A 24,048-nucleotide genomic window follows, 5' to 3' on the forward strand; every position below is an offset into this window, starting at 1 on the left:
TCACGACAGTTGCACCACCTGTACGCCGGGCAGCGATGGCGATGGCGCCGCAAACTCTTCCTTGTCAAAGGCCTTGTCGCCGTCTTCGCTGGCGATGCCGGTGGCCTTGGCGTTCTTGAAGTCGTACAGGCTGCCGTCCAGCAGGTGCGAGGGCACCACGTTCTGCAGGGCGTTGAACATGTTCTCCACGCGGCCGGGGAAGCGCTTTTCCCATTCGCGCAGCATCTCGCCCACCTGCTTGCGCTGCAGGTTTTCTTGGCTGCCGCACAGGTTGCAGGGGATGATGGGGAAGTTGCGGTGCGCAGCCCAGCGGGCGGTGTCCTTCTCGGCCACGTAGGCCAGCGGGCGGATCACCACATGCTTGCCGTCGTCGCTGACCAGCTTGGGGGGCATGCTCTTCATCTTGCCGCCAAAGAACATGTTGAGCAGCAGCGTCTGCAGGATGTCGTCGCGGTGGTGGCCCAGCGCGATCTTGGTGCAGCCCAGCTCATCGGCCACGCGGTACAGAATGCCCCGGCGCAGGCGGCTGCACAGGCTGCAGGTGGTCTTGCCCTCGGGGATCAGCTTCTTGACGATGCTGTAGGTGTCTTCGTTCTCGATATGGAAGGGCACGCCGGTGCTGGCCAGGTATTCGGGCAGCACATGCTCGGGGAAGCCCGGCTGCTTCTGGTCCAGGTTCACCGCCACCAGGTCAAAGTGGATGGGGGCGCGGGCCTTGAGCTTGAGCAGGATGTCGAGCAGCGCATAGCTGTCCTTGCCGCCGGACATGCACACCATCACCTTGTCGCCTTCTTCGATCATGTTGAAGTCGACGATGGCCTTGCCGACCTCGCGGCACAGGCGCTTTTCCAGCTTGTGGGTTTCGCGCTCGATCTTCATGCGGGCGGCGCCGCTGGTGGCTTCGGTGCTTTCCTCCGTCCAGCCAGTGGATTGGGCGGAAGTTGGGGCTTCATTCAATACTGCGCTCATGGGGTCACCACTGTCCTGTCTCGATGCGAATGGCCACTTCGCAGTCGTCAAAAATTTCGAGTTTGGCAATCTTCACCCGCACCCCCAGCACGCCGGGCAGCTGCATGAGGCGGTTGGCCAGCTTGCCGATCAGGCTCTCCAGCAGGTTCACATGCTCTGCTGTGCACTCGTCGATGATGATCTGGCGCACACGGCGGTAGTCCAGCACATGGCCGATGTCGTCGTCGCGCGGGGCCAGCGGCTGCACGCCCAGGCTCAGTTCGGCATCGACCTGGATGGGCTGGGGGTCGGTCTTTTCGTGGTCGAGGATGCCCAGGTTGGCGTCAAAGCGCAAACCGGTGAGCGTGAGGATCTGGGTGCCTGCAGCGGTGGTCATGAATAGGTCCTGGAGTGAGCGGGCGCTCACATCAAAGAGAAATCGCGGTCAAACTTCATCAGATGCTGGCCACCGTCGACCAGCAGCGTGGTGCCGGTCATCGACCGGTTCTCCAGCGCAAACTTCACCGCACTCGCCACGTCCTCGGCGGTGGACGAGCGGCCCAGGGGGCTGAGGGAGTGCAACTGGGCAAACTTTTCGTCGCTGAGCATGTGGCTGGTCAGCGTGAGGCCCGGCGCCACGCCCACCACGCGCACGCGCGGCGCCAGGGCGATGGCCAGCATGGTGCCCGCAGCTTCGAGTGCAGCCTTGGAGAGCGTGTAGCTCACAAAATCGGGGTTCTGGTTCCAGAGCTTCTGGTCCAGCAGGTTGACCACGGCGCCCTGCGCGTCGGCCTCGCCCTGGGCCGCGCGGTCGGCCACGTGCTGGTGCAGCGCCTGGGCCAGCAGCACGGGGGCGGCGGTGTTGCTGCGCAGGTGCTTTTCGAGCGCGGCAAAACCAAAGGTGGCGGCATTGTCATGCTCGAACAACGAGGCGCTGTTGACCACCGCATCGACACGGCCAAAGTGCGCCATCACGCGGGGCAACAAGCCGCGCACGGCGGCCTCATCCTCAAAATCAGCATCAAAATGGGCGCTAGCGCTTGTCAGTTGTGCGCAAGCAGCTACCGTATCGATAGCGTCCTGCTCGGACGACCGGTAGTGCACCGCCACCTGCCAGCCACCCGCCGCCAGGGCCAGCGCAATGCTGCGGCCCAGTCGCTTGGCGGCGCCTGTGACCAGAACGGTGCGTGGGTGGGAGGGAGTAGGCATGTGGGCTGGGAGACAATGCGGGCCGTGACCCAAAGACCCGACAGTTTAACGACCGCCCTGCACCAGCACATCACCCAGGCCATTGCCGCCGAGGGCGGATGGCTGGGTTTTGACCGCTTCATGGCCTTGGCCTTGTACACGCCCGGCCTGGGCTACTACGCCAACGATTCCACCAAATTCGGCGCCATGCCCGAGTCCGGCAGCGACTTTGTGACCGCGCCCGAGATGACCCCACTGTTCGGCCAGACGCTGGCCGTGCAGGTGGGCGAGGCGCTTGCCCAAACCGGCACCGACGAGGTCTGGGAGTTCGGCGCGGGCTCGGGCGCGCTGGCGCTGCAGTTGCTGGATGTGTTGGGCGATCAGGTGCAGCGCTACACCATCGTCGATCTGTCGGGCAGCCTGCGCGCGCGCCAGCAGGCCAAGCTGGTAGCCCACGCCCACAAGTTGCGCTGGGTGGATGCACTGCCCGAAAAGTTCAGCGGCGTGGTGGTGGGCAACGAGGTACTGGACGCCATGCCCGTGCAACTGCTGGCGCGCCACGGCGGCCAGCAGGGCGGTGTGTGGCATGAGCGCGGAGTGGCGGTAGCTCAGGACGGCAGTTTTGCCTGGGCCGACCGCCCCACCGACCTGCGCCCGCCCATCGACATCGAAGGCCCGCAGGATTACCTGACCGAGATCCACGCCCAGGGCGAAGGCTTCATGCGCATGCTGGCCGACCGGCTCACGCGCGGTGCAGCCTTCTTGCTGGACTATGGATTTGGCGAAGACGAGTACTACCACCCCCAGCGCCACATGGGCACCGTGATGTGCCACCAGGGCCACCTGGCCGATGGCGACCCGCTGGTGGCGGTGGGGCTCAAGGACATCACCGCCCACGTCAACTTCACCGCCATGGCGCTGGCCGCGCAGGAGGCGGGCCTGAACGTGCTGGGCTACACCACGCAGGCGCATTTCCTCATCAACTGTGGGTTGCTCCCCAAAATGGAGCAACAACCGCAAGTCCAGCGGGCGACAGCGGCCAAATTGATCATGGAACACGAGATGGGCGAGCTGTTCAAGGTGCTGGCCGTGGGGGCAGGCGAGCCCTGGGAACCCGTGGGGTTTGCGCACGGGGACCGGTCGCACCGGTTGTAGGCGGCGATGGCGGTTTTGCTCCCTCTCCCCTTGTGGGAGCGGGTTGGGGAGAGGGGGGCTTCGGTCAGGGCACTGCTGCTCATTTCCCCCTCTCCCCAGCCCTCCCCCGCGAGGGGGAGGGGGTTTCAGCGCGCTGGCTGAGGTCGCTGGGAAATCACGGTGAGTGGCCGGGAGGAGTGCTGGCTTTGCTTTCAATGCGGGGCTGCGTTGCGGTCGAGTCCCCAGCCCGCGCCGCCAGCGTCACCGCATCGCTGCGGTCTTTCAGCCCCACACCCGTCAGCCCCAGCTGCCGCGCCTCCTGACACAGCCACCACAGGCGCGCGGCGGCGGCGGCGGGGGGCAGACCCTCGGGCCGCACGTTGGAGATGCAGTTGCGCTGCGCATCGTTGCGCCCCACTTGCGGGTGCCAGGTGAGGTAGATGCCCAGGCTGTCGGGCGAACTCAGGCCCGGCCGCTCGCCGATCAGCACCGCCACCAGGCGCGCGCCCAGCAGTGCGCCCACCTCGTCACCCAGCGCCACGCGGGCCTGCTGGGCAATCACCACGGGGCCCAGCTGCCAGCCGGCGGGAGCCTGTTGGCGAATCGCGTCGATGAGCGGTGGCGCCTGCCGCGCCACAGCCAGGGACGAGAGGCCGTCGGCCACGACCAGCAGCAGGTCCACGGGACGGCCGCCGCCGTGCTGATCGCCCAGTGCGCGCAGCGCTTGTGCATCGGCGTCGCACAGGCGCCGGCCCAGGTCGGGGCGCAGCAGGTACGTAGCGCGGTCGGGGGCGGCGCTGTGCACGGGGAGCGTTGCGCAGCCCTGGGCCTGCAGCTGGGTGGCCAGCGCTTCGGCGTCCAGCGGGATGTGCACGGCATCGCGCGCCTGCGCATGGGTCAGGCCAAAACGCAGCAGCTCGGCCGTGGGCAGGGCTGCGCCCGCACGCCCCAGGGCCAGGCGCGCCTGGGTGTGGGCGCGGAGGTCGTCCCAGGGGTCGGGAGGGATGCCGTGTGGCGCTGGTTCGTGTGTCATGCGCCCAGCCTCCATTGCCGCATCTGTGCCAGCGCCGGGTGTTGATCGTGGGCAGGCAGCAGGCGTCCGCCTGCATCGGTGATGTGCATGCGCTGCAGCCAGGCGCCAAACTCGGGTGCGCACTGCAGGCCCAGCACCTCGCGCAGATACAGCGCGTCGTGGAACGAAGTACTCTGGTAGTTGAGCATGATGTCGTCCGCCCCCGGCACGCCCATGATGAAAGTCAGGCCCGCCGTGCCCAGCAGCGTCATCAGCGTGTCCATGTCGTCCGAGTCGGCCTCGGCGTGGTTGGTGTAGCAGACATCACAGCCCAGCGGCACGCCCAGCAGCTTGCCGCAGAAGTGGTCTTCCAGGCCCGCGCGGATGATCTGTTTGCCGTCGTACAAATACTCGGGCCCGATGAAGCCGACCACCGTGTTGGTCAGCAGTGGCGCAAACGCGCGGGCCACGCCGTACGCCCGTGCTTCGCAGGTCTGCTGGTCCACGCCGTGGTGCGCGTTGGCCGACAGGGCACTGCCCTGGCCGGTTTCAAAGTACATCACGTTGTCGCCCACTCCATCGCCAAAGTTTTTTCCGCGCCGCAGGGACAGTGCAGCCTCGCGCGCTTCTTGGAGCAGCGCCAGCGAAATGCCAAAGCTCGCGTTGGCCGCCTCTGTGCCCGCAATCGACTGGAAGACCAGGTCCACCGGCGCGCCTTGCTCCACCATCTGGATGGTGTTGGTCACATGCGTGAGCACACACGACTGCGTAGGGATCTGCAGCCGCTCGATCACATCGCCCAGCATGTGCACCAGCCCGGTGAGCGCTGCGATGCTGTCGGTGGCGGGGTTCACGCCAATCACCGCGTCGCCCGCGCCATACAGCAGGCCGTCGATCATCGACGCCGCAATGCCGCGCAGGTCGTCCGTAGGGTGGTTGGGCTGCAGCCGCACGGCCAGGTGGCCCGGCAGGCCGATGGTGTTGCGAAACCGCGTGACCACGCGGCACTTGCGCGCCACGGCGATCAAGTCCTGGTTGCGCATGAGCTTGCTCACGGCCGCTGCCATCTCGGGCGTGATTCCGGGTGCCACGGTGGCGAGCAGGGCGCTGTCGGTCTCGTGCGCCAGCAGCCAGTTGCGGAAGTCGCCCACGGTGAGGTGCGCGATGGGCGCGAACGCGGCGGCGTTGTGGGTGTCGAGGATGAGGCGCGTGACCTCGTCGCTTTCGTAGGGGATGAGCGCCTCGCTCAGAAAGCGCGTCAGGGGGATGTCGGCCAGGCACAGGCGCGCGGCCATGCGCTCCACAGCCGATGTGGCTGCCACGCCCGCCAGGGCATCGCCCGAGCGCAGCGGCGTGGCCTTGGCCATCACCTCGCGCAGGTCGCTGAACTGCCAGCGCTCGCCCCCAATCGTGTGCTGGTAGGCCATGGTGTGCTCTGCCCCCTGTGGATGTCTCAGGCCACTACGATGTGACAGCCCGCTGCCTGCAGTGCCGAGAAGGCAGGCAAGGACCGGGCACCCGCGTCGGTGACCAGCGTGCCCACGTCGGACAGGCTGGCATAGGTCACGCGGCTGGCTTGCCCCACCTTGCTGTGGTCGGCCAGCAGGATCAGCTCTTTGGACTGCGCGGCCATGGCGCGGGCCACGGCGGCCTCGTGGTGTTCAAAGCTGGTGGCGCCGCTGTGCACGCTGATGCCCACGGGCGAGAGCAGGGCCACATCGGCGCGGTAGCGGTGGATTTCGGCCACGGTGGTGTCGCCGTGCGTGGCCTGCACGGCGGGGGCGGTGCGGCCGCCGAGCAGGATCACGTCGTTGCGCGTGTTGCGCCCGGCGTCGGCCGCAGCGAGCTTGAGCGCCACGTTCAGCCCGTTGGTAATGATGGTCAGGCCCGACAGGCTGGACAACGCTTCGGCCAGCAGGGTTGTGGTGCTGCCCGCGTCAATGAACAGCGTTTGCCCCGGCTGCAGCAGCTGCAGGGCGGCGCGGGCGATGGCGCGCTTTTCGCGCGCACGCACCGCCTGGCGCACGGCCAGCGGGGGTTCGGGCTCTGGCCCCTGGGCCACCACGCCCCCGTGCACGCGCCGCAGAATGCCCTGCGACTCCAACGCGAGGATGTCGCGGCGCACGGTTTCGCGGGACACGTCCAGGTCTTGCGCAATGCGCTCCGTGCTCACCCGCGAGAGCGTGGACAGCAGGGTGCGGATGCGGAGGAAACGTTCTTCTTGCAGCATGGTGGCGATGTTAGGCGGGCTTGGAACCAGGTTTTCGGCGCTGCGTGCCAAAGTGCAGCAGCAACGCCAGCGACCCCACCACCGCCATGATGCAGGTAGAGAACGCTGCGGCCTGCGAGGTCAGCCCTGCTTCATCCAGCCGCATCACCGTCACCGCCCCCATGGGCAGCGAGGGCGTGATGAGGAAGATCACCGCCGACAGCGTGACCATGGACCGCATGAACAGAAACGCCAGCACCGCCAGCAGCGTAGGCAGCAGCGCGGGCAGGTACACATCGCGCAGCACGCGGGCGGTGCTGCCGCCCAGCACGGTGGTGGCGTCTTCCAGCGTGGTGGGCACGTTGCGCATGCCGGTCATCATGGTCATAAAGCCCTGCGTGTGGTAGTGGTAGTAGTTGCACAGCGCCAGCAAAATGGCCGTGCCATACAGCATGCCCCAGGGCCAGGTGGCGGTGTTGAAGGTGAACACATAGGCCAGCCCCAGCACCAGCCCGGGCACGCCCACCGGCAAGGCCGATAGCGCTGTGGCCGCCTGCGCCAGCCGCCCCGGCAGGCGGCGTATGCCAAAGCACAGCACAAACAGCATCGCTGTGCCCACGCTGGCGGCCAGGGCCGACACCCAGACGGAGGTCCACAGCGGCGCATAGCCCCCTGCAATGGTGATGTCGTAGTGCTTGAGTGTGAGGTCCAGCCGGTAGGGCCACAGCCGAATGAAGCTGGCCACCACCACCGTGAGCACGAGGGCCACGATGCTGCCCGCAATGCCCATGCAGGCGATGAAAAACGCGGTGTCGCGCCCCGGGCTGCGTGCGGGTGTGGGCGGCAGGGCCGATTCGGCACCTGCCCCGGCACGCTGTGCGGCCATGCGTTCGATGAACACCGATAACGCGGCGGGCGCCAGCAGCAGCATGCCCACCACCGCGCCCATGCCAAATTTCATCTGCCCGCTGACCTGGTTGTAGATCTCGGTGGCCAGCACGGCAAAATTGCCGCCAATGACCACGGCGTTGCCAAAGTCAGTGATGGTGATGGTGAACACCACAAACCCCGCGCTCAGCAGGCCGTAGCGGGCCTGCGGCAGCGTGATGTCGCAAAACTGTCGCCACGGCGTGGCGCCCAGCACCTCGGCGGCGTCGTAATGCCGGGCATCGCCCTGGCGCAGCGCGGTGCGCACGATGAGCACGGCCTGCGGCAGAGCATAGAGCACGTCCGCAATCAGCAGGCCCCAAAAACCATAGATTTCGGGCCGCACGCCTAGCATCTTGCCCACGATGCCGTTGCGCCCCAGCAAAAAGATGAGGCCTAGCCCCAGCACCAGCGAGGGCGCCAGCATGGGCAGCGCCAGCGCACCGGCCACAAAGCGGCGGCCCGGCATGCAGGTGCGCTCCAGGCCAAACGCCACCACAAAGGCCAGCACCAGCGTGACGGCCGTGGTCACCGCGCCCAGCAGCAGGCTGTTGGCCAGGGCACGCCACACGCCGGGGGTGTCGAGCAGCGCGGCGTAGTTGCCCCAGCCGATGCCACCCGTGTCCTGCACCAGGCTGCGCCAGGCAATGGCCAGCATGGGCACGCCAAAGAAAAGCACCAGCGCGGCCAGCGGCAGAAGCAGGCAGGCGCGCAGCAGCCAGCGCTCGCTGGCATGCATGGGCGGCAGGTGGAGGGCTGCGGTGGTGTTCATGCGTGCACCCAGGCGCAGTCCTTCGCGCTCACCGAGATGTCCACGTTCTGGCCAGCCTCCCAGGTGCTGGCGCTGCTGGATTCGGCCAGCAGGTCCAGGTCGTTCCAGCGCAGCAGCACCCGCTGGATGCTGCCGAGGAAGGTGGTGCTGATGACGCGGCCCGCGCCCTGCGCGCTGGCCTGCAGCTGCAGGCGTTCGGGGCGGATGCACAGCAGGGCGGATTCGGGCGCCATGCCTTCGGGGGCATCGCCCAACGCGGGCTGCAGCAGCCGTGCCTGGGCGGGCGGCAGCAGGTTGCTGTGCCCCATGAAGTTGGCCACGAAGCGGGTGCGCGGCGCCAGGTACAGCTCGCGCGGCGAGCCCGCCTGTGCAATGCGACCGCCCTGCATGCAGACGATGCGGTCGGCCATGGCCAGGGCTTCTTCCTGGTCGTGCGTGACCATGATGGTGGGAATGCCCAGGCGGCACTGCACCTCGCGCAGCTCATGGCGCAGGTCGGCGCGCACGCGGGCGTCCAGGGCCGACAGGGGCTCGTCGAGCAGCAGCAGAGAGGGGTTCACCGCCAGTGCCCGCGCAATGGCCACGCGCTGCTGCTGGCCGCCCGACAGTTGCGCCGGGTAGCGCGTGCCAAAGTCGGCCAGCTTCACCATGTCCAGCAGCTCGGCCGTGCGCGCCTGCACCACATCGGCCGGCGTGCGGCGGATGGCCAGGCCGTAGCCCACGTTCTGCGCCACCGTCATGTGCGGGAACAGCGAGTACGACTGGAACACGATGCCAAAGCCCCGGTCGCGCGCCGGCAGCGTGGCCAGGTCGCGGCCGCCCAGCGTGATGCGGCCGCCATCGGCAGGCAGCAGCCCCGCGATGATGCGCAGCAGCGTGGTCTTGCCGCATCCGCTGGGGCCGAGCAGGCACACGAACTCCGAGGCGCCCACCGCGAGGTGGATGCGTTCGAGCGCGACCTGGCCGTCAAAGCTCTTGTGCAGGTCGGTGATCTGCAGGGACATGGTGTGTGGTCCTCGGGGAGTGCGGTTCAGTGCAGCGGTTCGGTACAGCGGTTCAGCGGCCGATGGTCTTTTGCCAGGCGCTCAGGATCGCGTCGCGTTCCTTGGCGGACTTGGCAAAGTCCATGGGGTAGAGCACCTTGGAGAGGTCGGCGGGCAGGCCTGCCGCTGCGGCCGCCTTGGATTGCGGCACGCCGGGCACGGTGACGATTTCCTTGTACTTGGTGTAGAGCTGCGCCGCGCCGGGCGACAGCGTCCAGTCCAGAAAGCGCTTGGCGTCGGCCTTGTTCTTGGAGCTGGCCATCAGGCCCGAGGCTTCCAGCTCATAGCCCGCGCCGTCGGTGGGGATCACCATCTTGACCGGGTAGCCCTCGTCCACCGACTGCATGGCCGCAAACGCCAGCGAGGTGCCAATCGCAAACTCACCCGCCCGCGCGGCCTTGCAGGGGCGCGAGCCCGACTTGATGTACTGCGCCACGTTGCCGTCCATGGCCTTGATGAGCTTCCAGCCCTCGTCAGTGCCGCGCGACTGGATCAGCGCGGCGATCTGCAGGTAGCCTGTGCCCGAGGACACCGGGTTGGGCATGACGACCTCGCCCTTGTAGACGGGGTTGGTGAGGTCCTTCCACGACGTGGGCATGGGCAGCTTCTTGGCCTTGAGCACCTCGGTGTTCACACAGAACGCGGCCATGTAGCCGGTGGTGGTGAACCATTTGCCATCGGCGGCCTTGTCCTTGGCAGCCAACTTGTCGCTGCCCTTGGGGCTGTAGGGCTCCAGCAGGGCGGTGATGCGCGGGTCCAGCGTATTGGTCAGCGCCCAGCCCCAGATCACGTCGTGCTGCGGGTTGGCGGCTTCGGCCAGGATGCGCGCGCCCAGGTCGCCCGTGGACAGGCGCAGCACTTTGACATCCACATCGGGCAGGTCTCTCTTGGCCGCCGCCAGATATTCCTTGATCTCGTCTTCTTCGAGCGCGGTGTAGGCCGTGACGGTGCCCGCCTGGGCGGTGGTCAGCCCGCAGGCCAACGCGCCCAGCACGGGCAGCAGGCGCAGGGCGGCAAAGAGGGAGGAGCGTGTGCGCATGAATTTCTCCAGAACGGTGCGTTGCCAAAAAACAGTGCGGGGTCACCGCAGGCCAGGGGATTTGTTCACCAAATTTGTGCGTTTTATTGCACTTGTGCAAATTATTGTTTTTGCACGAAAATACACAAGCACTAAATATGCCAACCCGTTCATGCCGAGCGGAAGGCCCTTTTTCATTGCCCAACCACTGCCCGGACCTCTTCCCTTGACCCTTCCCATGAACACTTTGCCAACCCCCGTTTCCCCCTTCCTGGCCCTGGCGCACGCCCTGGTCGATGCGGCCCGTGTGCACTCGCTGCGGTACTTCCGCACCCCGCTGGATGTGCTGACCAAATCGGACGAGAGCCCGGTCACCATCGCCGACCGCGAGGCCGAGGCCGCGATGCGCGCGGTGCTGCAGGCGCAGGCGCCCACGCACGGCATCCTGGGCGAGGAGCATGGCCGCGAGCGGCTGGACGCCGAGTACGTGTGGGTGATCGACCCCATCGACGGCACCAAGAGTTTCATCACCGGATCGCCGCTGTGGGGCACGCTGGTGGCACTGCTGCACCAGGGCCAGCCCGTGCTGGGGCTCATGGATCTGCCGGTGCTGGGTGAGTGCTGGACGGGGCTGGCAGGCCAGCTGACGCAGTGCAATGGCCAGCCTGTGCGGGCCAGCGGGTGTGAACAACTGGCGCAGGCCCGCATCTACACCACATCGCCGGATGCCTTTGGTGCGGCCGACTGGCAGTGTTTTGATGCGCTGAGCCGCCAGTGCGCGCTGCGGCGGTTTGGCGGCGACTGCTATGCCTATGCCCAACTGGCGGGCGGGCATGTGGACCTGGTGGTGGAGGCGGGGCTGCAGCCGTACGACTACCTCTCGCTGGTCTGCCTGGTGGAGGGCGCGGGCGGGTGCATTACCGACTGGCAGGGCCGCGCGCTCACGGTGGCATCGGATGGGCGGGTGGTGGCGGCTGCCACGCCGCAGCTGCATGCCCAGGCGCTGGCCCTGCTGGCTGACCGGGTCGACCGGGCCACGGCGTAGCCGAATGCGGTGGCGCCTACACTCGGCGCACCATGTTCCGCTGGCTCCTCGTCATTCTCCTGGCCCTGATGTTCATCAGCTGGCTGTCGCCGCTGCTGCGCCGCCTGGGCTTTGGGCGCCTGCCGGGGGACTTCCGGTTTCGCTGGCTGGGGCGCGACTGGGATGTGCCGCTGGCGTCCACGCTGCTGCTGAGCTTCGTGGTCAGCCTGATCACCAAGCTGTTGTAACGGGCCGCAGCTGGGCGGCTACCCCGCCGCCTGCAATGCGTCCAGAAACGCCTTGCGCCACCAGTGCACGTCGTGCTGGCGTATACGGGCCATCAGCTTTTGATGGCGCGCCTGCCGCTCCACCAGCGGCATCTGCAATGCCTGCTGGATGCTGTCGGCCATGCCCTGGGTGTCGTAGGGGTTCACCAGCAGCGCTTCTTTCAGCTGCTCGGCCGCACCGGCAAAGCGTGACAACACCAGCACGCCCGGGTCGTCCGGGTCTTGCGCCACCACGTACTCCTTGGCCACCAGGTTCATGCCGTCGCGCAGTGGCGTGACCAGCCCCACGGCGGCGGCGCGGCACAGGCCCGGAACCCGCTTGCGGGCCACCATGCGGTGGATGTAGCGCACGGGCATCCAGTCCAGTTCGCCATAGTCGCCGTTGACAGAGCCACACAGACCTTCCAGCTCCTGGCGCAGGTCGGCATAGGCGTTGACGTCGTCGCGCGTGGGCGAGGCGATCATGATGAGCGTGGCGCTGTCGCGGTTTTCCGGGTAGCGGTCCAGCAGTTCGCGAAAGGCCCGCACACGTTGCGGAATGCCCTTGGAGTAGTCGAGCCGGTCAATGCCCAGCAGCAAGCGCCTGCGTGAATACTCGTCGCGCATGTTCTCGTAGGTTTCCACCGCGTCGGGCGCGTGCGTGAGGCGTGTGAATTCGTCCACGTCGATGCCGATGGGAAAGGACTGCACCACCACGGTGGCTCCAAAGGCGCGCACGCGCTTTTCGTCCACCTCTTCCGCGCTGCCTTCGTTGCGCACATAGCGCGTGAAATGCGACACGTCGGCCTCGCTCTGCAGACCCACCAGGTCGTAGGCAAACAGCGAGCGCATCAGCCACTCATGCTGCGGGATGGCCGCCATGATGAGCGGCGGCGGCATGGGAATGTGCAGAAAGAACCCGATGCGCTGCTTGCAGCCCATGGCCCGCAGCTCGGCCGCCAGCGGGATCAGGTGGTAGTCGTGCACCCAGATCACGTCGTCGTCGCGCAGCAGCGGCAGCAGCTTGCGCGCAAACATCTGGTTCACGCGGCGGTAGCCCGCGATGTAGCTGGCGTTGAAGTCGGCCAGGTCCAGGCGGTAATGGAACACCGGCCACAGCACGCTGTTGCTGTAGCCATGGTAGTAGCTGTCGTGGTCTTCGCGGCACAGGTCCACGGTGGCCAGGGTGACGGCACCTGCCTGCCGGGTGTGCAGTTCGCCCTCGCCGGGTGTGCCGCCTTCGACCACAGTGCCGCTCCAGCCGAACCAGAGGCCCCCGGTCTGGTTCAGGGCTTCGCCCAGGGCGACGGCCAGGCCGCCGGCGGCGGGTTTTCGGGGGTCTGCAAGGCGGTTGGAGATGACAACAAGACGGCTCATGGGTTCATCATCGTTGTGGATCGCCCCGGGCCGCTGTCGGACAGTGCCTCAAATCACGCTGTCCCAGGGGGCCGACAGGCGCACGGCGGCGTTGATGACGCCCACCATGGAGTAGGTCTGCGGAAAGTTGCCCCACATTTCCTGGGTCTCGGGGTGCGTGTCTTCGGACAGCAGGCCCAGCGGATTGCGGGCGGCCAGCATGGTCTCGAAGATGGCGCGGGCCTCGGCCTTGCGGCCAATGCGCGCCAGCGCGTCGATGCGCCAGAAGGTGCAGATGTTGAAGGCCGTCTCGGGCTTGCCGAAGTCGTCGGCCGCCTCGTAGCGGCGCATGTAGGGGCCATCGCACAGGCTCTTTTCCATGGCCTCCACGGTGCTCACAAAGCGTGGGTCCTTGGGGTCGATCAGGCCCACCTCGGCCATCAGCAGCACGCTCGCATCGAGTTCATGGCCGCCAAAACTCTCGGCGAACGCCTGGCGCGCTTCGCACCAGGATTTGTCGAGGATCTCGGCGCGCATCCGGTCGGCATGCTGCTGCCAGTGGCTGGTACGGTCGGTCAGCTGCAGGGTGGCGGCGATCTTGGCCAGCCGGTCGCAGGCTGCCCAGCTCATCAGCGCGGACGAGGTGTGCACCCGGGCGCGCGTGCGCAGCTCCCACATGCCGGCGTCGGGCTGGCCATACACGCGCACCGCGTTCTCGCCCACCTGTTCCAGCCGCGTGAACTCGGCCAGGCCCGCACGGTGCAGCAGGCGGTGGTCGTGGAACGCCTGGGCTGCGCCCAGCACGATGTTGCCGTACACATCGTGCTGAAAATGCTCGGCCGCCTGGTTGCCCACGCGCACCGGACCCATGCCCCGGTAGCCCGCCAGCTGCGGCACAAGGCTCTCGGGCAGTTCTTGCTCCAGGCCAATACCGTAAAGCGGCTGGATGTGGCCATCGCCGCCTTCCACCACCACGTTGCTGAGCCAGCGCAGGTAGTCCTCCATGGTGCCCACTTCGGAGATGCTGTTGAGCGCGCGCACCACGAAGAACGCATCGCGCAGCCAGCAGTAGCGGTAGTCCCAGTTGCGGCCGCTGTGGGCGGATTCAGGGATGCTGGTGGTCATGGCGGCCACGATGGCGCCGGTGTCTTCGTACAGCGAAAGCTTGAGCGTGATGGCCGCGCGGATCACGGCCTCCTGCCACTCCAGCGGCACGGCCAGAGCGCGGGTCCAGCTGCGCCAGTAGGTGGTGGTCTCCTGCTCAAACAGGCGCGCGGTGTCGGCAATGCCCTCCACCAGCGTCTCGTCCGCCCCCAGCAGAAAGTTGTGTTCGCGTGTGAGCACAAATGCCTGGCCCGACAGCACATGCGACACCGGCGCATCGGTGGACAGGCGCAGCGTCATGCTCTCGCCCACGTAGCGGATGTGGTTGCTGCCGCGTGTGATCTCGGGGGTAGTCTGGCCCCAGTCGTAGCGCACCTTGAGCGCCACACGGATGCGCGGCGCACCCTGGATGGGGCGCACCCGGCGCACCAGCGTCATGGGGCGAAAGTAGCGCGAGCGGCTGTAAAAGCGCGGCGCAAAGTCGGTGATCTCGATGCCGTGGCCCGCCTTGTCAAACAGCTGCGTGCGCAGGATGGCGGTGTTCGGCTCGTACCACTGGTGGGCCGATGCCAGGTCTTCCAGTTCGATCGCGAAGTGGCTGCCTTCGTCGCCGGGCTGCAGCAGGGCGTTGAACACCGGGTCGCCATCAAAACGGGGCAGGCAGCACCACACCATGCGGGCGTGGTTGTCGATCAGTGCGCTGATGGCGCAGTTGCCGATCATCCCAAGGTTGAGTGAGCCCGCTTGGGGATCGTTGGCTGCCGTGTTCATTGTTCGCGCTCCAAGGTCGTGCGTGCAGAAGAAAGCCAGCCGCGCAAGGCGGCGGATGTCATGCAGCGGTGGTGTGCCATGGTCGGCCCTTCGCCCACCTTGATGCCCCAGCCGCCTAGTGCCTGAACGGCGGCAAAGCCAGCCTCATCGGTGACGTCATCTCCCACAAAGACTGGGGTACGCCCGGCAAAGGGGGCCTGTGTCATGAAATCGAGAATGGCCTGGCCTTTGTGGACGCCCCGGGGCTTCACTTCAAAGACACATTTACCGCGCAGCAGTTCCACACCCTCCACCTGCTGCATGGCGCGCACGAGGGTGTCGTGGCACAACCCTTCCAGGTGGGGGGCCTGGCGGTAGTGCAGGGCCACGCTCGCGCGCTTGGGTTCTACCAGCAACCCCGGATAGTGCGCCGCAAGGTCGTACGCAGCCCGCAGAACGTTCTCCAGGTCTGGCGGCAGAACGGCAGGGTGGGATGTGTCGGTCAGTCGGTATTGGGCACCATGCTCGCTGGCCAGCGGCAGGTGCAGCGGGGCCAGAAATCCGTCGATGTCGGCCTCAGGCCGCCCGGTCACGATGGCCAGCGCGCCGTCCAGATGGGTGTACAGCGATGACAGCGTGGGGACCAGCCCGGAAGCGATGCGCACCGCCTCGGGGCGCGGCGCCAGCTCGGTGAGCGTGCCGTCAAAGTCCAGAAAAAGCGCATGGGCAGTTGTCAGTAGGGGGAGCAGCTGCATGGGCGAAACCTTATCAGACGCGGTGAAGCTGACCCGGGTGAAAGGGTGTTTCAGCGCTGGTAAACGCGCGCAAGGTGTGCGACGGGGTGCAACATCAAGACCCCAGGACTGCCAAGCCCGCTCTTGAAACGCCCGGCTTGTGCCGCCATGTGTAAGAACCTGTTGCGATCTCCGAAAAGATCTTGAGCAGGTTCTAAGAGGCCCGCTTTTTGCTCACACCGATTGCCGCACCATGACCGAAGCCCTGCACATCGTCTGCCCGCATTGCCACACCACCAACCGCGTGCAGCGCGCCGACCTGGGCAACGCGCCCGATTGCGGAAAGTGCCATCAGCGCCTTTTCGCGGGGGCGCCGCTGGAGCTGGATGCCACCAGTTTTGACAAGCATGTGGTGCGCAGCCACATCCCCGTGCTGGTGGACTTCTGGGCGCCCTGGTGCGGGCCTTGCCGCCAGATGGCCCCGGCCTTTGCGCAGGCCGCCCGCGAGCTGGAGCCAGGTGTGCGCCTGGCCAAGCTCAACACCGAAGACCACCAGGCCATCGCGGCGCGTTATGCCATCCGCAGCATTCCGACCATGATTTTGTTTCAGCAGGGGCGCGAGGTGGCGCGCGTTTCGGGCGCGCTGGGGGCTGCGGACATCGTGCGCTGGGTGCGAACAGCGGCAGTTTAAAAAAGACAGGCGCCTCAACGAATTCCGAGTGCCCGGTCCAGTGACACGTTGCCTGCGCCGCGCCCCACCAGGTACAGCATCAGCCCCGCCCATGACAGGTGCGTGGGCCAGGCATCGGGGTACACGAACACCTGGATGACCAGCGTCATGCCCAGCAAGGCCAGGGCCGACAGGCGCGTGAGCAGGCCCAGCACCAGAAGAACAGGGAACAGATGCTCTGCCACGGTGGCCATCTGCGCCGCCAGCTCGGGTGGCAGCAGGGGCAGCTTGTACTCGTCGCGGAACAGCGCATAGGCGCTGTCGGAGATGGTGAACCACCCCTCGACTTTGGTGCGCGCTGAAAGCCAGAAGATGCCTGCAATTGCCACGCGGTTGACCATCGCCAGCAGGCTGTGCGGGGTGAGCGAGGTGGCTGCATCGGCCAGGCGCGTCAATAGCTTGCGCTGGCCTTTGGCGGGTGCAGTGGGGAAATGTGTGCTGGTGGTCATCAGGGGCTCCTTGGCCTCGGGGTGAATTGGTGTGAGTCGGTGGGTATCAATGCGCCTGCGTCCAGCAAGGTGCCCATCAGGGCCGCAAAGTCTGCGGTGGGCTCGGCCGCAAGGGCTGAAGTGGCGGCGGCCTCCAGCGTCTGGCCTTGGGCGCAGGCGTCCAAAAAGGCCACTCCGGCGCGCGACAGTGGGCGCCACGTCACGGGTGCGTGGGGCCGGGTGAGCAAGGCCCCATCGCCGGTCCAGTCCAGCGGCTCTGTGGGGAGCAGACCTTCGCGGTGGCTCTGCCACAACGCGTAGGCGGGATGCTCGTCGCACCAGGCCCAGCGTGCGGCGGGGTGGGGGCGCAGTTGCACCAGGGGCAATGGATCGGGCGCCTGCTGTGCCAGCCAGTTGCGGTCCACTGCGGTGGCGTCTGCCGCCAGATGGCATTCGGTCCAGCAGCGGTCCAGGCGTGCCACGGCCGGCAGGTAAGGCAGCTCGGCCGCTGGTGCAAAACCGGCCAGAAAGTCAGCGAACTCCGCGCCGTAGTCCATCAGCAGTCCGTCAGCCGGCGGCTGCGTGCGGGCATACACCGCAGCGGCGGCGCGAAACCATTCTTCGCCCACCAGCTGGCACACCGTGGGGTAGCTGGCCTGCAGGGCATCAATGCAGCCCTTGAGCACGGTGTTGCGGTACACGGCAAAGCCGGGCTGGGATTCCAGCGCAGACAGCCACGGTGCGTGCTCGGCATGGCCGAGCAACGCGGCAGAGAAGCCGTCCTGGAATGCGCTCAGCTGCATGCTGCCTCCTCGGGCTGCGCCGCTGTGAGCGCGTTGTGGGCCTTGTCGCGCTCGGCCAGCAGTTCGCTGAAGGCGGGCAGATTGTCGTCGCGTTCGATGAGGGTGGGCACGGGACCTGTGCGCGCGATCACCTGCTCGTACAGCGCCCACACCACCGGGGCGATGGACGCGTCGTGGCTGTCGATCAGCAGGGCATCGCCATGCACCGGGTCGGCATGGTGGCCCGCCAGGTGGATTTCGGCCACGGCGTGCAGGGGAAAGGCGTTGAGGTAGGTCTGCGCGTCAAAGCCCAGGTTGTTGGCACTGACGTACACGTTGTTCACGTCCAGCAGCAGGGCGCAGCCAGTCCGCTGCACCAGCTCGGTCAGAAATTCGGTCTCAAGCCAGTCGTGGCCGTCGATGTGCAGGTAGTGCGTGGGGTTCTCGATGGCGATGGGGCGCTGCAGCGCATCCTGCGTTCGGGCGATGTTGTCTACGATGCGGTGCAAGGCGGCCTGCGTGCGCGGAAACGGCAGCAGGTCGGGCAGGTACTGCCCGCGCCACTTGGACCATGCCAAGTGCTCCGAGATGATGACTGGCTCCACCCGCCTTGCAAGGGCTGCCAGTCGCGCCAGGTGTGCCGCGTCGGGCGGAGTGTCGGCAGCAAGCGACAGCGATACGCCGTGCAGCGCCACGGGGTGGCGCGCGCGGATGGCCTCCAGCCAGGCCAGGCGGGGGCCACCCTCGGCCAGATAGTTTTCGGGGTGCACCTCCCACCACAGACCCGTGGCGGTGCAGCGCAGCGCCTCGTCATAGTGCTGGGGCTTGAGGCCCAGGCCAGCGGTGAGAGGGGATGCCATGATCAGCCCTTCATGGGCGTCAGCATGCCCATGCCCTTGGGCGTCTTGATCGTGGTGCAGGTGCCTGCGGGCACAAACTTCCAAGCGTTGCCCTGGTAGTCCACCTTGGCGGAGCCCGCACAGGTGGTGCCGGGGCCGGCGGCGCAGTCGTTCTTGCCAGCCATCGAGACGCCGTAGCACTTCTCCATGGCGGGTTTGGCGCCGTCCATGGGGGCGGAGGTGGTTTGGGCCATGGCGGCGCCAGAGGTCAGGGCTACAAGGGCAAGGGCGCCGAGGCTGAGGGTGCGAGTGGTCATGGTACGGTTCTCCGAGGGTTGGGTCAGGGTTGAATCCGATCGGGGTGCAGCGAGAGGCCGCGTTGAACTGCCCGATCTGCGTTGTAATTCGCGCAGCGCAACTTGCGGGTTACAGCGCTGTACAGAAAATTTCGGAGCGGCATGGCGAAACATTTTTTGCGATGCCTGTAACCCAATGGCTCCGGCATACGAATTTCTTGCAGGGAGACACCATGGAGAGTGTGGAAGAACGCCTGCGCGGCTTGTTGATGCAGGGGCTGGATGCCGACGCAGCCGCCTACCAGCGCTTTTTGAAAGAGCTGAGCGCCCACCTGCGCGCCTTTTTGCGCCGCCGCCTCGTTCAGCGGCCCGATGAGGTGGAAGACCTGGTGCAGGAGACGCTGCTGGCGGTGCACAACCAGCGCCACACCTACCGGCCCGAGATGCCGGTGACGGCCTGGGTGCACGCGATTGCGCGCTACAAGCTCATCGACTGGTTGCGCTCGCATGCCGTCAAAGAGGGGCGCAACGACCCGCTGGACGATGCCGACGAGTTGTTTGCCAGCAGCGACAGTGAGGCCGCCGAAGCCCGGCGGGACCTGGGGCAGTTGCTGCGCACGCTGCCCGACAAGCAACGGCTGCCGATTGAGTATGTGAAATTGGAAGGTTTGTCGGTGGTCGAGACGGCGCGCCTCACGGGGCTGTCGGAGTCGGCTGTCAAAGTCGGCGTGCACCGGGGGCTCAAGGCCCTGGCCGCCAAGATCAGGGGAATGGCATGAAAACCGATGAATTGATCCACTTGCTGGCCACCGATGACCGGCCGGTGCAGCGCAACGCGATAGAGCAGCGCTTTGTGGTGGCCGCACTGGCGGGCATTGCCGGCGCCGGGGTGCTGATGCTGTCCCTGTTCGGTCTGCGCCCAGATCTGCTGGCCACCATGGCGCTGCCCATGTTCTGGGGCAAGCTGGTGTTTGCCGCCGCGCTCGCTGCTGCCGGGCTGGCGCTGCTGCGCCGCATGGCCCGCCCTGGCATGGCGCTGGGCCACGCAGCCCTGTGGCTGGCCGTACCGCCGCTGGTGCTGTGGGCCATGGCCTTGTGGGCGTTGTCGCAGGTGTCCGCCGCAGAGCGCATGCCGCTCATCCTGGGCAGCACCTGGCGCACCTGCCCGTTCAATATCGCGGCGCTGTCGGTGCCGGCATTTGTTGCAGGCTTTTGGGCCCTCAAGGGCGCTGCCCCCACGCGCCTGGTGTGGACGGGTGCGGGCGCTGGTTTGCTGGCGGGTGCGCTGGGCGCCTTGGTGTACGCCCTGCATTGCCCCGAAATGGCCACGCCCTTCCTGGCTGTCTGGTATGTGGCGGGCATGGCCATCCCGACTGCGCTGGGGGCGGTGCTGGGGCCGCGCCTGCTGCGCTGGTGAGGAGGCGCGGCAAGTGTGCCAAGCGCCCTGGTGGTTCAGGCGCTGACGCGTTTGTTGTAGGCGCGGAAAACCGTGTCCAGCGTCCAGCCCAGCGATTCGTAGAGGGACTGCGCGGTGGTGTTGGTGTGTGCTGTGGTCAGGTCCATGCGCACCTTTCCATGGGTGCGGGCCGTGGCTTCTGCTGCCATCAGCAAGCTGCGCCCTGCGCCTGTCTTGCGGGCGGCGGGGGCCACGAACAGGTCGTACAGCGTGTAGATAGGGGCGGCCTCCACCGAGCAGAACGTGGGGTAGAGCTGGCAAAAGCCTACCGCCGTTTGCGTCGCATCCAGCGCCAGCAGGATCACCGACTCTTCACGCTCTAACCGCTCAGCGATGAAGGCCTTCGCTCCGGCCAGGTCTGGCGCCTGCTCGTAGAACTGCCGGTAGGCATCAAACAGCGGCGCGACGGTGTCAGCGTCGGCTGGGGTGGCAAGGCGGATGTGAACAGTGGTCATGGAGACGTTGGGATGGCTGTGCGGGCGCGAAACTGCACCAGGTTCTTGCAAGGCTGTACCCCGGATGGAATACAGGCGGACGCGGATTGTAGGAGGGGCTGTCCGCGTCTTGGGCGGTGGTGTGCAGGGTCAGGCAACGTCGCTGCGGGGCTGCAGCCACTGCGCCACCGCTTCCACCCGCGCCTGGTGGATCAACGCACCCACCTGCGGCCCAGCCACGCCCTTGGCAGCTGCCTGCGCTGCAATGTCGCGCGTGACGACCGATTGGACGGCCGCCAGCACAGCCGCCAGCCGCTGGCGCTGCGGGTAGGCGGATTCTTCAAACCCCAGCCGTCCGCGCGCATCGCATTCGCAGGCCAACAGGATGTCGGCGAACCGCTCGGGCTTGCGGATGGCGTCGCAGCGCTCCAGCAGGCGCACCAGCGCGGCGGCCGAGAGGTCGCCGCTGCGGTGGATGTTGCCGTGCTCGCGCGCCACCACATCGGCTGTCTCGCGGCAGTCCACGGGCACGCGCAGGCGCTCGGCCACGTCTTTCAGCAGCGCTGCACTGCGCTCTTCATGCCCGATGTGGCGCGGCAGCACATCAGCGGCCGTGGTGCCCTTGCCAAGATCGTGCGCCATGCAGGCAAAGCGCACGGTCAGCGGCGCCTGTAACCGGGCCGCCATGTCCAGCACCATCATCAGGTGCACGCCCGTGTCTACCTCGGGGTGGTACTCGGCCCGCTGGGGCACGCCCCACAGGCGCGCCACTTCGGGCAACAGCACCTGCAGCGCGCCGCACTCGCGCAGCACCTCGAACATTCGCGAAGGCTTTTCTTCCATCAGGCCCCGCGCCAGCTCCTGCCACACGCGCTCGGCCACCAGGTGGTCCACCTCGCCATGCGCCACCATCTCGCGCATCAGCTGCATCGTCTCGGGCGCCACCGTGAAGTCGGTGAACCGCGCTGCAAACCGCGCCACGCGCAGAATGCGCACCGGGTCTTCGCGGAAGGCGTCGGTCACATGGCGCAGCACCCGCGCCTCGATGTCTCTGGCGCCAGAATATGGGTCAAAAATGCCTCCAGCGCTTGTCTCATAAGCGCTTGTAGCTATTGCATTGATAGTGAGGTCGCGGCGGGAAAGGTCTTCTTCCAGCGTCACGTCGGGCGAGCTTTCCACCACAAAGCCCCGGTAGCCGCGCCCGCTCTTGCGCTCGGTGCGGGCCAGCGCGTATTCCTCGCGTGTCTCGGGGTGCAAAAACACCGGGAAGTCTCGGCCCACTGGCAGGTAGCCCAGCTCCAGCATCTGCTCGGGCGTGGCACCCACCACCACCCAGTCGTGGTCATTCACCGGCCGGCCCAGCAGCTTGTCGCGGACCGCGCCGCCCACCATGTAGATTTGCATCGGTGTAGTTTAGGACGAGCACTCGGCCGTATATTCCAGCCCACCATGTCCCTATCGTCCGAACTCACCATTGCCCAGCTCAACCCCGACGGCAGCGTGCCCGTGCCCACGGCGCCCGACGCAGCGGCCAACGCCGCCGCCGAAGCCCTGCAGCGCGAGGCGCAGCTCGAAGCCTTGAAAGCCAAGGTGGAGGACCTGCAAGAGATCTTGGCCAAGCCGCTCAATGAAATCCTGGCTGACCGCGACAAGTTCAAGGAAGCGATGGCCGCGTGGGACGCCTTCGGCGCCATGTGGATGCTGTCACAGCGCGCCATGAAGCGCGTGGCGCTGGATCTGGCTGCGCAGCAGGGTGTGAGCGACGAAGAGGTGGTAGCGCGTGCGCTGGCCTATGCCAACCAAGTGCTGAACGCGGAGGAGGAAGACCTGGGCGGCACCATTGCCCCGGCGCAGTTGGCGCACATTGCGCGGCACAAGGCGTTCTTGCGCAAGCAGTTCCGATAGCTCGTTGTTGGAGGTCTGGACGAACTGATCAGCGTTCTGTCTGTGAGGTGATGGACGTGCAATGAAAGGAGTGCGAGCTATGAAAAAACGTGTGACGGTTTTCACCTTTGCCTTGTCGGCTTTGCTGATGGGAGCCGCTCTTTGGCCGTACGCTCCTCCATTTGCTTACGGCAGAGAGCGCGACAGTTAGGGTGAAGCACCCGGGGCCAGTGGTTCAGGAGGCCGTCTTTCAGACTGCCTCGGGCTCGGAGGTTTCCTGCAAGAGGGGAAAGTCGGGCAGGTGCCCTATCGAACAATTGGTCAGGATGGAGGCGCGTCAAGCGCAACTCACTGTTTGGCACGATGGTGCGCGCGTGTTCCAGATCGCCGACAAGGAGCGGATCCTCTATCCATACGAAGCTGTCTACGATGGCCGCGCATTTCTATTCGCGATCGCAGCCATTGTCGCGCTGGTGGGATTGGGCCAGATGGCGATTCACATTGGCTGGGCTAACGAATATGACGATGAAGGCAAGCTGATCGTGCGCGAATAGACAGAGTCCTCGCGCTGGGCTTCCTACTGACCCGACCTGAAGTCTTAGTTGAACACCGGCCTGAAAAAACTCCGCTCATAACTCACGATGCACCCCGTCTCCTCGGCGTAGCGGAACGCTGCCTGGCACTCCGCGTCCTGCATCGACTGCTGGCGGTACACCTCGTAGGCCGCGAGGCTCTCAAACGTGAACAGCGCCAGCGCGATGTTGTTGGCGCCCTCGCTGGGCATGAAGTAGCCGTGGTGCTGGCCACCGAATTTCTCGACCAGTGGAATCCACAGCCTGCCATAGTGCTCGAACTCCTTGAGCTTGCTGGTGTTGAGCACGTAGCGCAGGTAGATGGTGACAGCCATGGCGATGCTCAGCCCTCGGTGTGGCGCAGGCGGTACGGCTCTTCGAAGTCCAGAAAGTCCTTCTCGGCCAGGGCTTCGTCGATCCAGGCTTTCACGCCGGGCAGTGCGCGCACGCGGTCTACATAGGCCTTGATGGGGGTGGGTACGGGCAGGGCATAAGAGTGCAGGCGCATGCACACGGGGGCAAAGTAGGCGTCGGCCACGGTGAACTCGCCAAACAGCATAGGGCCGCCGTGCTCCTGCAGCAGTGCACTCCACATCTCCACCAGGCGCTGGACGTCGGTGCGCACGCCGGCTTTGTCGCGCCAGATCAGCGCGCCGGCATCGGCCAGATTCGCCTCAATGTTCATGGGGCAGTTGCCGCGCAGGGCGGTGAAGCCGCTGTGCATCTCGGCGCAGACGCTGCGTGCGCGCGCACGGGCCTTGGCGTCCGCGGGCCAGAGCTTCTTGTCGGGGTGGGTTTCGGCCACGTATTCGGCAATCGCCAGGGTGTCCCACACGACCAGATCGCCATCGACCAGTGCAGGCACCTTGCCCGTGGGGCTCACGGGGCTCATCACACGCTTGAACTCCGAATCGGCGTCAAAGCTGTCGAAGCGCACGCGCACTTCTTCAAACGCAATGCCCGCCTGCTTGAGCAGCACCCAGGGGCGCATGGACCAGGAGGAGTAGTTCTTGTTGCCGATGTAGAGCTTGAACATGGGGACACCTGAAAAATGAAGGTCAGCCCGCCATGCTAGCGGCTGCGCGATGCGCCAGCGATGCCAAAAAAGGTCTGAATGATGCGCAGCGCGCATCACCGGGCCC

28 protein-coding genes are annotated in these 24,048 nt (G+C 66.4%); 8 read left to right on the forward strand and 20 right to left on the reverse strand.

What is annotated here, in order from left to right; genetic code table 11:
• Genes ttcA through C8C94_RS21700 form a run of 3 tightly spaced genes read right to left on the reverse strand, consistent with a single transcriptional unit; the run spans window position 1 to window position 2,157 of the window.
• Window positions 1–969, reverse strand: a complete 969-nt coding sequence (gene ttcA, locus C8C94_RS21690; RefSeq protein ID WP_199731319.1) for a tRNA 2-thiocytidine(32) synthetase TtcA — start codon at window positions 967–969, stop codon at window positions 1–3.
• A 4-nt stretch (window positions 970–973) separates the two neighbouring features.
• A complete protein-coding gene (locus C8C94_RS21695; protein WP_008907163.1) occupies window positions 974–1,345 on the reverse strand; it encodes a dihydroneopterin aldolase in 372 nt (123 codons plus the stop codon).
• Between the two features lie 26 nt (window positions 1,346–1,371).
• Window positions 1,372–2,157, reverse strand: coding sequence for an SDR family oxidoreductase (locus C8C94_RS21700; RefSeq protein ID WP_121422177.1), 786 nt, complete (start codon window positions 2,155–2,157; stop codon window positions 1,372–1,374).
• A gap of 15 nt (window positions 2,158–2,172) precedes the next feature.
• On the opposite strand from C8C94_RS21700, the gene C8C94_RS21705 reads away from it, so the two are divergent.
• The gene (locus C8C94_RS21705) at window positions 2,173–3,291 is read left to right on the forward strand and encodes a class I SAM-dependent methyltransferase (protein WP_121422178.1); all 1,119 of its coding nucleotides are present in this window, start codon (window positions 2,173–2,175) and stop codon (window positions 3,289–3,291) included.
• Between the two features lie 154 nt (window positions 3,292–3,445).
• Here C8C94_RS21705 and eutC read toward each other — a convergent pair whose 3' ends face one another.
• Genes eutC through C8C94_RS21735 form a run of 6 tightly spaced genes read right to left on the reverse strand, consistent with a single transcriptional unit; the run spans window position 3,446 to window position 10,272 of the window.
• A complete protein-coding gene (gene eutC, locus C8C94_RS21710; protein WP_121423027.1) occupies window positions 3,446–4,303 on the reverse strand; it encodes an ethanolamine ammonia-lyase subunit EutC in 858 nt (285 codons plus the stop codon).
• Entirely contained in the window at window positions 4,300–5,709 is a 1,410-nt protein-coding gene (locus tag C8C94_RS21715; protein ID WP_121422179.1) for an ethanolamine ammonia-lyase subunit EutB, read from the reverse strand. Before C8C94_RS21715 ends, eutC begins: the two co-directional genes overlap by 4 nt.
• Before the next feature lie 26 nt (window positions 5,710–5,735).
• On the reverse strand, window positions 5,736–6,512 hold the full coding sequence (locus C8C94_RS21720; protein WP_121422180.1) for a DeoR/GlpR family DNA-binding transcription regulator: 777 nt from the start codon (window positions 6,510–6,512) through the stop codon (window positions 5,736–5,738).
• A 10-nt stretch (window positions 6,513–6,522) separates the two neighbouring features.
• The gene (locus tag C8C94_RS21725; protein WP_121422181.1) at window positions 6,523–8,190 is read right to left on the reverse strand and encodes an ABC transporter permease subunit; all 1,668 of its coding nucleotides are present in this window, start codon (window positions 8,188–8,190) and stop codon (window positions 6,523–6,525) included.
• On the reverse strand, window positions 8,187–9,194 hold the full coding sequence (locus C8C94_RS21730) for an ABC transporter ATP-binding protein (protein WP_121422182.1): 1,008 nt from the start codon (window positions 9,192–9,194) through the stop codon (window positions 8,187–8,189). The genes C8C94_RS21725 and C8C94_RS21730 overlap by 4 nt, the downstream gene beginning before the upstream one ends.
• Window positions 9,195–9,246: 52 nt before the next feature.
• Entirely contained in the window at window positions 9,247–10,272 is a 1,026-nt protein-coding gene (locus C8C94_RS21735) for an ABC transporter substrate-binding protein (RefSeq protein WP_121422183.1), read from the reverse strand.
• 217 nt (window positions 10,273–10,489) lie between these two features.
• Between C8C94_RS21735 and hisN the strand changes: the two genes are divergently transcribed.
• The gene (gene hisN / locus C8C94_RS21740; protein WP_121422184.1) at window positions 10,490–11,296 is read left to right on the forward strand and encodes a histidinol-phosphatase; all 807 of its coding nucleotides are present in this window, start codon (window positions 10,490–10,492) and stop codon (window positions 11,294–11,296) included.
• Between the two features lie 32 nt (window positions 11,297–11,328).
• Window positions 11,329–11,523, forward strand: a complete 195-nt coding sequence (locus tag C8C94_RS21745; protein ID WP_121422185.1) for a DUF2905 domain-containing protein — start codon at window positions 11,329–11,331, stop codon at window positions 11,521–11,523.
• Window positions 11,524–11,541: 18 nt separating this feature from the next.
• Here C8C94_RS21745 and otsA read toward each other — a convergent pair whose 3' ends face one another.
• Genes otsA through otsB form a run of 3 tightly spaced genes read right to left on the reverse strand, consistent with a single transcriptional unit; the run spans window position 11,542 to window position 15,506 of the window.
• Entirely contained in the window at window positions 11,542–12,918 is a 1,377-nt protein-coding gene (otsA, locus tag C8C94_RS21750; RefSeq protein WP_121422186.1) for an alpha,alpha-trehalose-phosphate synthase (UDP-forming), read from the reverse strand.
• Between the two features lie 48 nt (window positions 12,919–12,966).
• Entirely contained in the window at window positions 12,967–14,772 is a 1,806-nt protein-coding gene (locus tag C8C94_RS21755) for a glycoside hydrolase family 15 protein (protein WP_121422187.1), read from the reverse strand.
• A complete protein-coding gene (gene otsB / locus C8C94_RS21760; protein WP_121422188.1) occupies window positions 14,769–15,506 on the reverse strand; it encodes a trehalose-phosphatase in 738 nt (245 codons plus the stop codon). The genes C8C94_RS21755 and otsB overlap by 4 nt, the downstream gene beginning before the upstream one ends.
• A gap of 232 nt (window positions 15,507–15,738) precedes the next feature.
• On the opposite strand from otsB, the gene trxC reads away from it, so the two are divergent.
• Window positions 15,739–16,176, forward strand: a complete 438-nt coding sequence (gene trxC / locus C8C94_RS21765) for a thioredoxin TrxC (RefSeq protein ID WP_121422189.1) — start codon at window positions 15,739–15,741, stop codon at window positions 16,174–16,176.
• A 14-nt stretch (window positions 16,177–16,190) separates the two neighbouring features.
• On the opposite strand, the gene C8C94_RS21770 is transcribed toward trxC, so the two are convergent.
• From C8C94_RS21770 to C8C94_RS21785, 4 genes are read right to left on the reverse strand one after another with little or no spacing between them, the layout of a single operon-like run.
• Window positions 16,191–16,664 (reverse strand): DoxX family protein, encoded by a 474-nt coding sequence (locus tag C8C94_RS21770; protein WP_055396428.1) that lies wholly within the window; start codon window positions 16,662–16,664, stop codon window positions 16,191–16,193.
• Complete coding sequence (locus tag C8C94_RS21775; protein ID WP_121422190.1) at window positions 16,664–17,446, reverse strand: DNA-binding domain-containing protein; 783 nt, start codon at window positions 17,444–17,446, stop codon at window positions 16,664–16,666. Before C8C94_RS21775 ends, C8C94_RS21770 begins: the two co-directional genes overlap by 1 nt.
• A complete protein-coding gene (locus C8C94_RS21780) occupies window positions 17,437–18,285 on the reverse strand; it encodes a DUF692 domain-containing protein (protein WP_121422191.1) in 849 nt (282 codons plus the stop codon). The genes C8C94_RS21775 and C8C94_RS21780 overlap by 10 nt, the downstream gene beginning before the upstream one ends.
• Before the next feature lie 2 nt (window positions 18,286–18,287).
• Window positions 18,288–18,581, reverse strand: coding sequence for a DUF2282 domain-containing protein (locus tag C8C94_RS21785; protein ID WP_121422192.1), 294 nt, complete (start codon window positions 18,579–18,581; stop codon window positions 18,288–18,290).
• 212 nt (window positions 18,582–18,793) lie between these two features.
• On the opposite strand from C8C94_RS21785, the gene C8C94_RS21790 reads away from it, so the two are divergent.
• Entirely contained in the window at window positions 18,794–19,339 is a 546-nt protein-coding gene (locus tag C8C94_RS21790; RefSeq protein ID WP_121422193.1) for a sigma-70 family RNA polymerase sigma factor, read from the forward strand.
• Window positions 19,336–19,977: an NrsF family protein gene (locus tag C8C94_RS21795; RefSeq protein ID WP_121422194.1), complete on the forward strand. Its 642-nt coding sequence runs from the start codon at window positions 19,336–19,338 to the stop codon at window positions 19,975–19,977. Before C8C94_RS21790 ends, C8C94_RS21795 begins: the two co-directional genes overlap by 4 nt.
• A 35-nt stretch (window positions 19,978–20,012) precedes the next feature.
• Here the strand turns inward: C8C94_RS21795 and C8C94_RS21800 are convergent, their stop codons facing one another.
• Together C8C94_RS21800 and C8C94_RS21805 are read right to left on the reverse strand one after the other, a co-directional pair.
• Window positions 20,013–20,471: a GNAT family N-acetyltransferase gene (locus C8C94_RS21800; RefSeq protein ID WP_121422195.1), complete on the reverse strand. Its 459-nt coding sequence runs from the start codon at window positions 20,469–20,471 to the stop codon at window positions 20,013–20,015.
• A gap of 129 nt (window positions 20,472–20,600) precedes the next feature.
• Entirely contained in the window at window positions 20,601–21,854 is a 1,254-nt protein-coding gene (locus C8C94_RS21805) for a multifunctional CCA addition/repair protein (RefSeq protein ID WP_121422196.1), read from the reverse strand.
• Window positions 21,855–21,899: 45 nt separating this feature from the next.
• Between C8C94_RS21805 and C8C94_RS21810 the strand changes: the two genes are divergently transcribed.
• Both C8C94_RS21810 and C8C94_RS21815 read left to right on the forward strand, forming a co-directional pair.
• Window positions 21,900–22,355, forward strand: a complete 456-nt coding sequence (locus C8C94_RS21810) for a hypothetical protein (protein ID WP_121422197.1) — start codon at window positions 21,900–21,902, stop codon at window positions 22,353–22,355.
• 305 nt (window positions 22,356–22,660) lie between these two features.
• Window positions 22,661–22,888, forward strand: coding sequence for a hypothetical protein (locus C8C94_RS21815; RefSeq protein WP_121422198.1), 228 nt, complete (start codon window positions 22,661–22,663; stop codon window positions 22,886–22,888).
• 44 nt (window positions 22,889–22,932) lie between these two features.
• Here C8C94_RS21815 and C8C94_RS21820 read toward each other — a convergent pair whose 3' ends face one another.
• Together C8C94_RS21820 and C8C94_RS21825 are read right to left on the reverse strand one after the other, a co-directional pair.
• Window positions 22,933–23,241: an NIPSNAP family protein gene (locus tag C8C94_RS21820; RefSeq protein WP_121422199.1), complete on the reverse strand. Its 309-nt coding sequence runs from the start codon at window positions 23,239–23,241 to the stop codon at window positions 22,933–22,935.
• 8 nt (window positions 23,242–23,249) lie between these two features.
• Complete coding sequence (locus C8C94_RS21825) at window positions 23,250–23,942, reverse strand: glutathione S-transferase family protein (RefSeq protein WP_121422200.1); 693 nt, start codon at window positions 23,940–23,942, stop codon at window positions 23,250–23,252.
• Window positions 23,943–24,048 lie beyond the last annotated feature (106 nt).

The organism is Acidovorax sp. 94 (genome assembly GCF_003634645.1).
In the GTDB taxonomy this organism is placed as follows: Bacteria; Pseudomonadota; Gammaproteobacteria; order Burkholderiales; family Burkholderiaceae_C; genus Acidovorax; species Acidovorax facilis.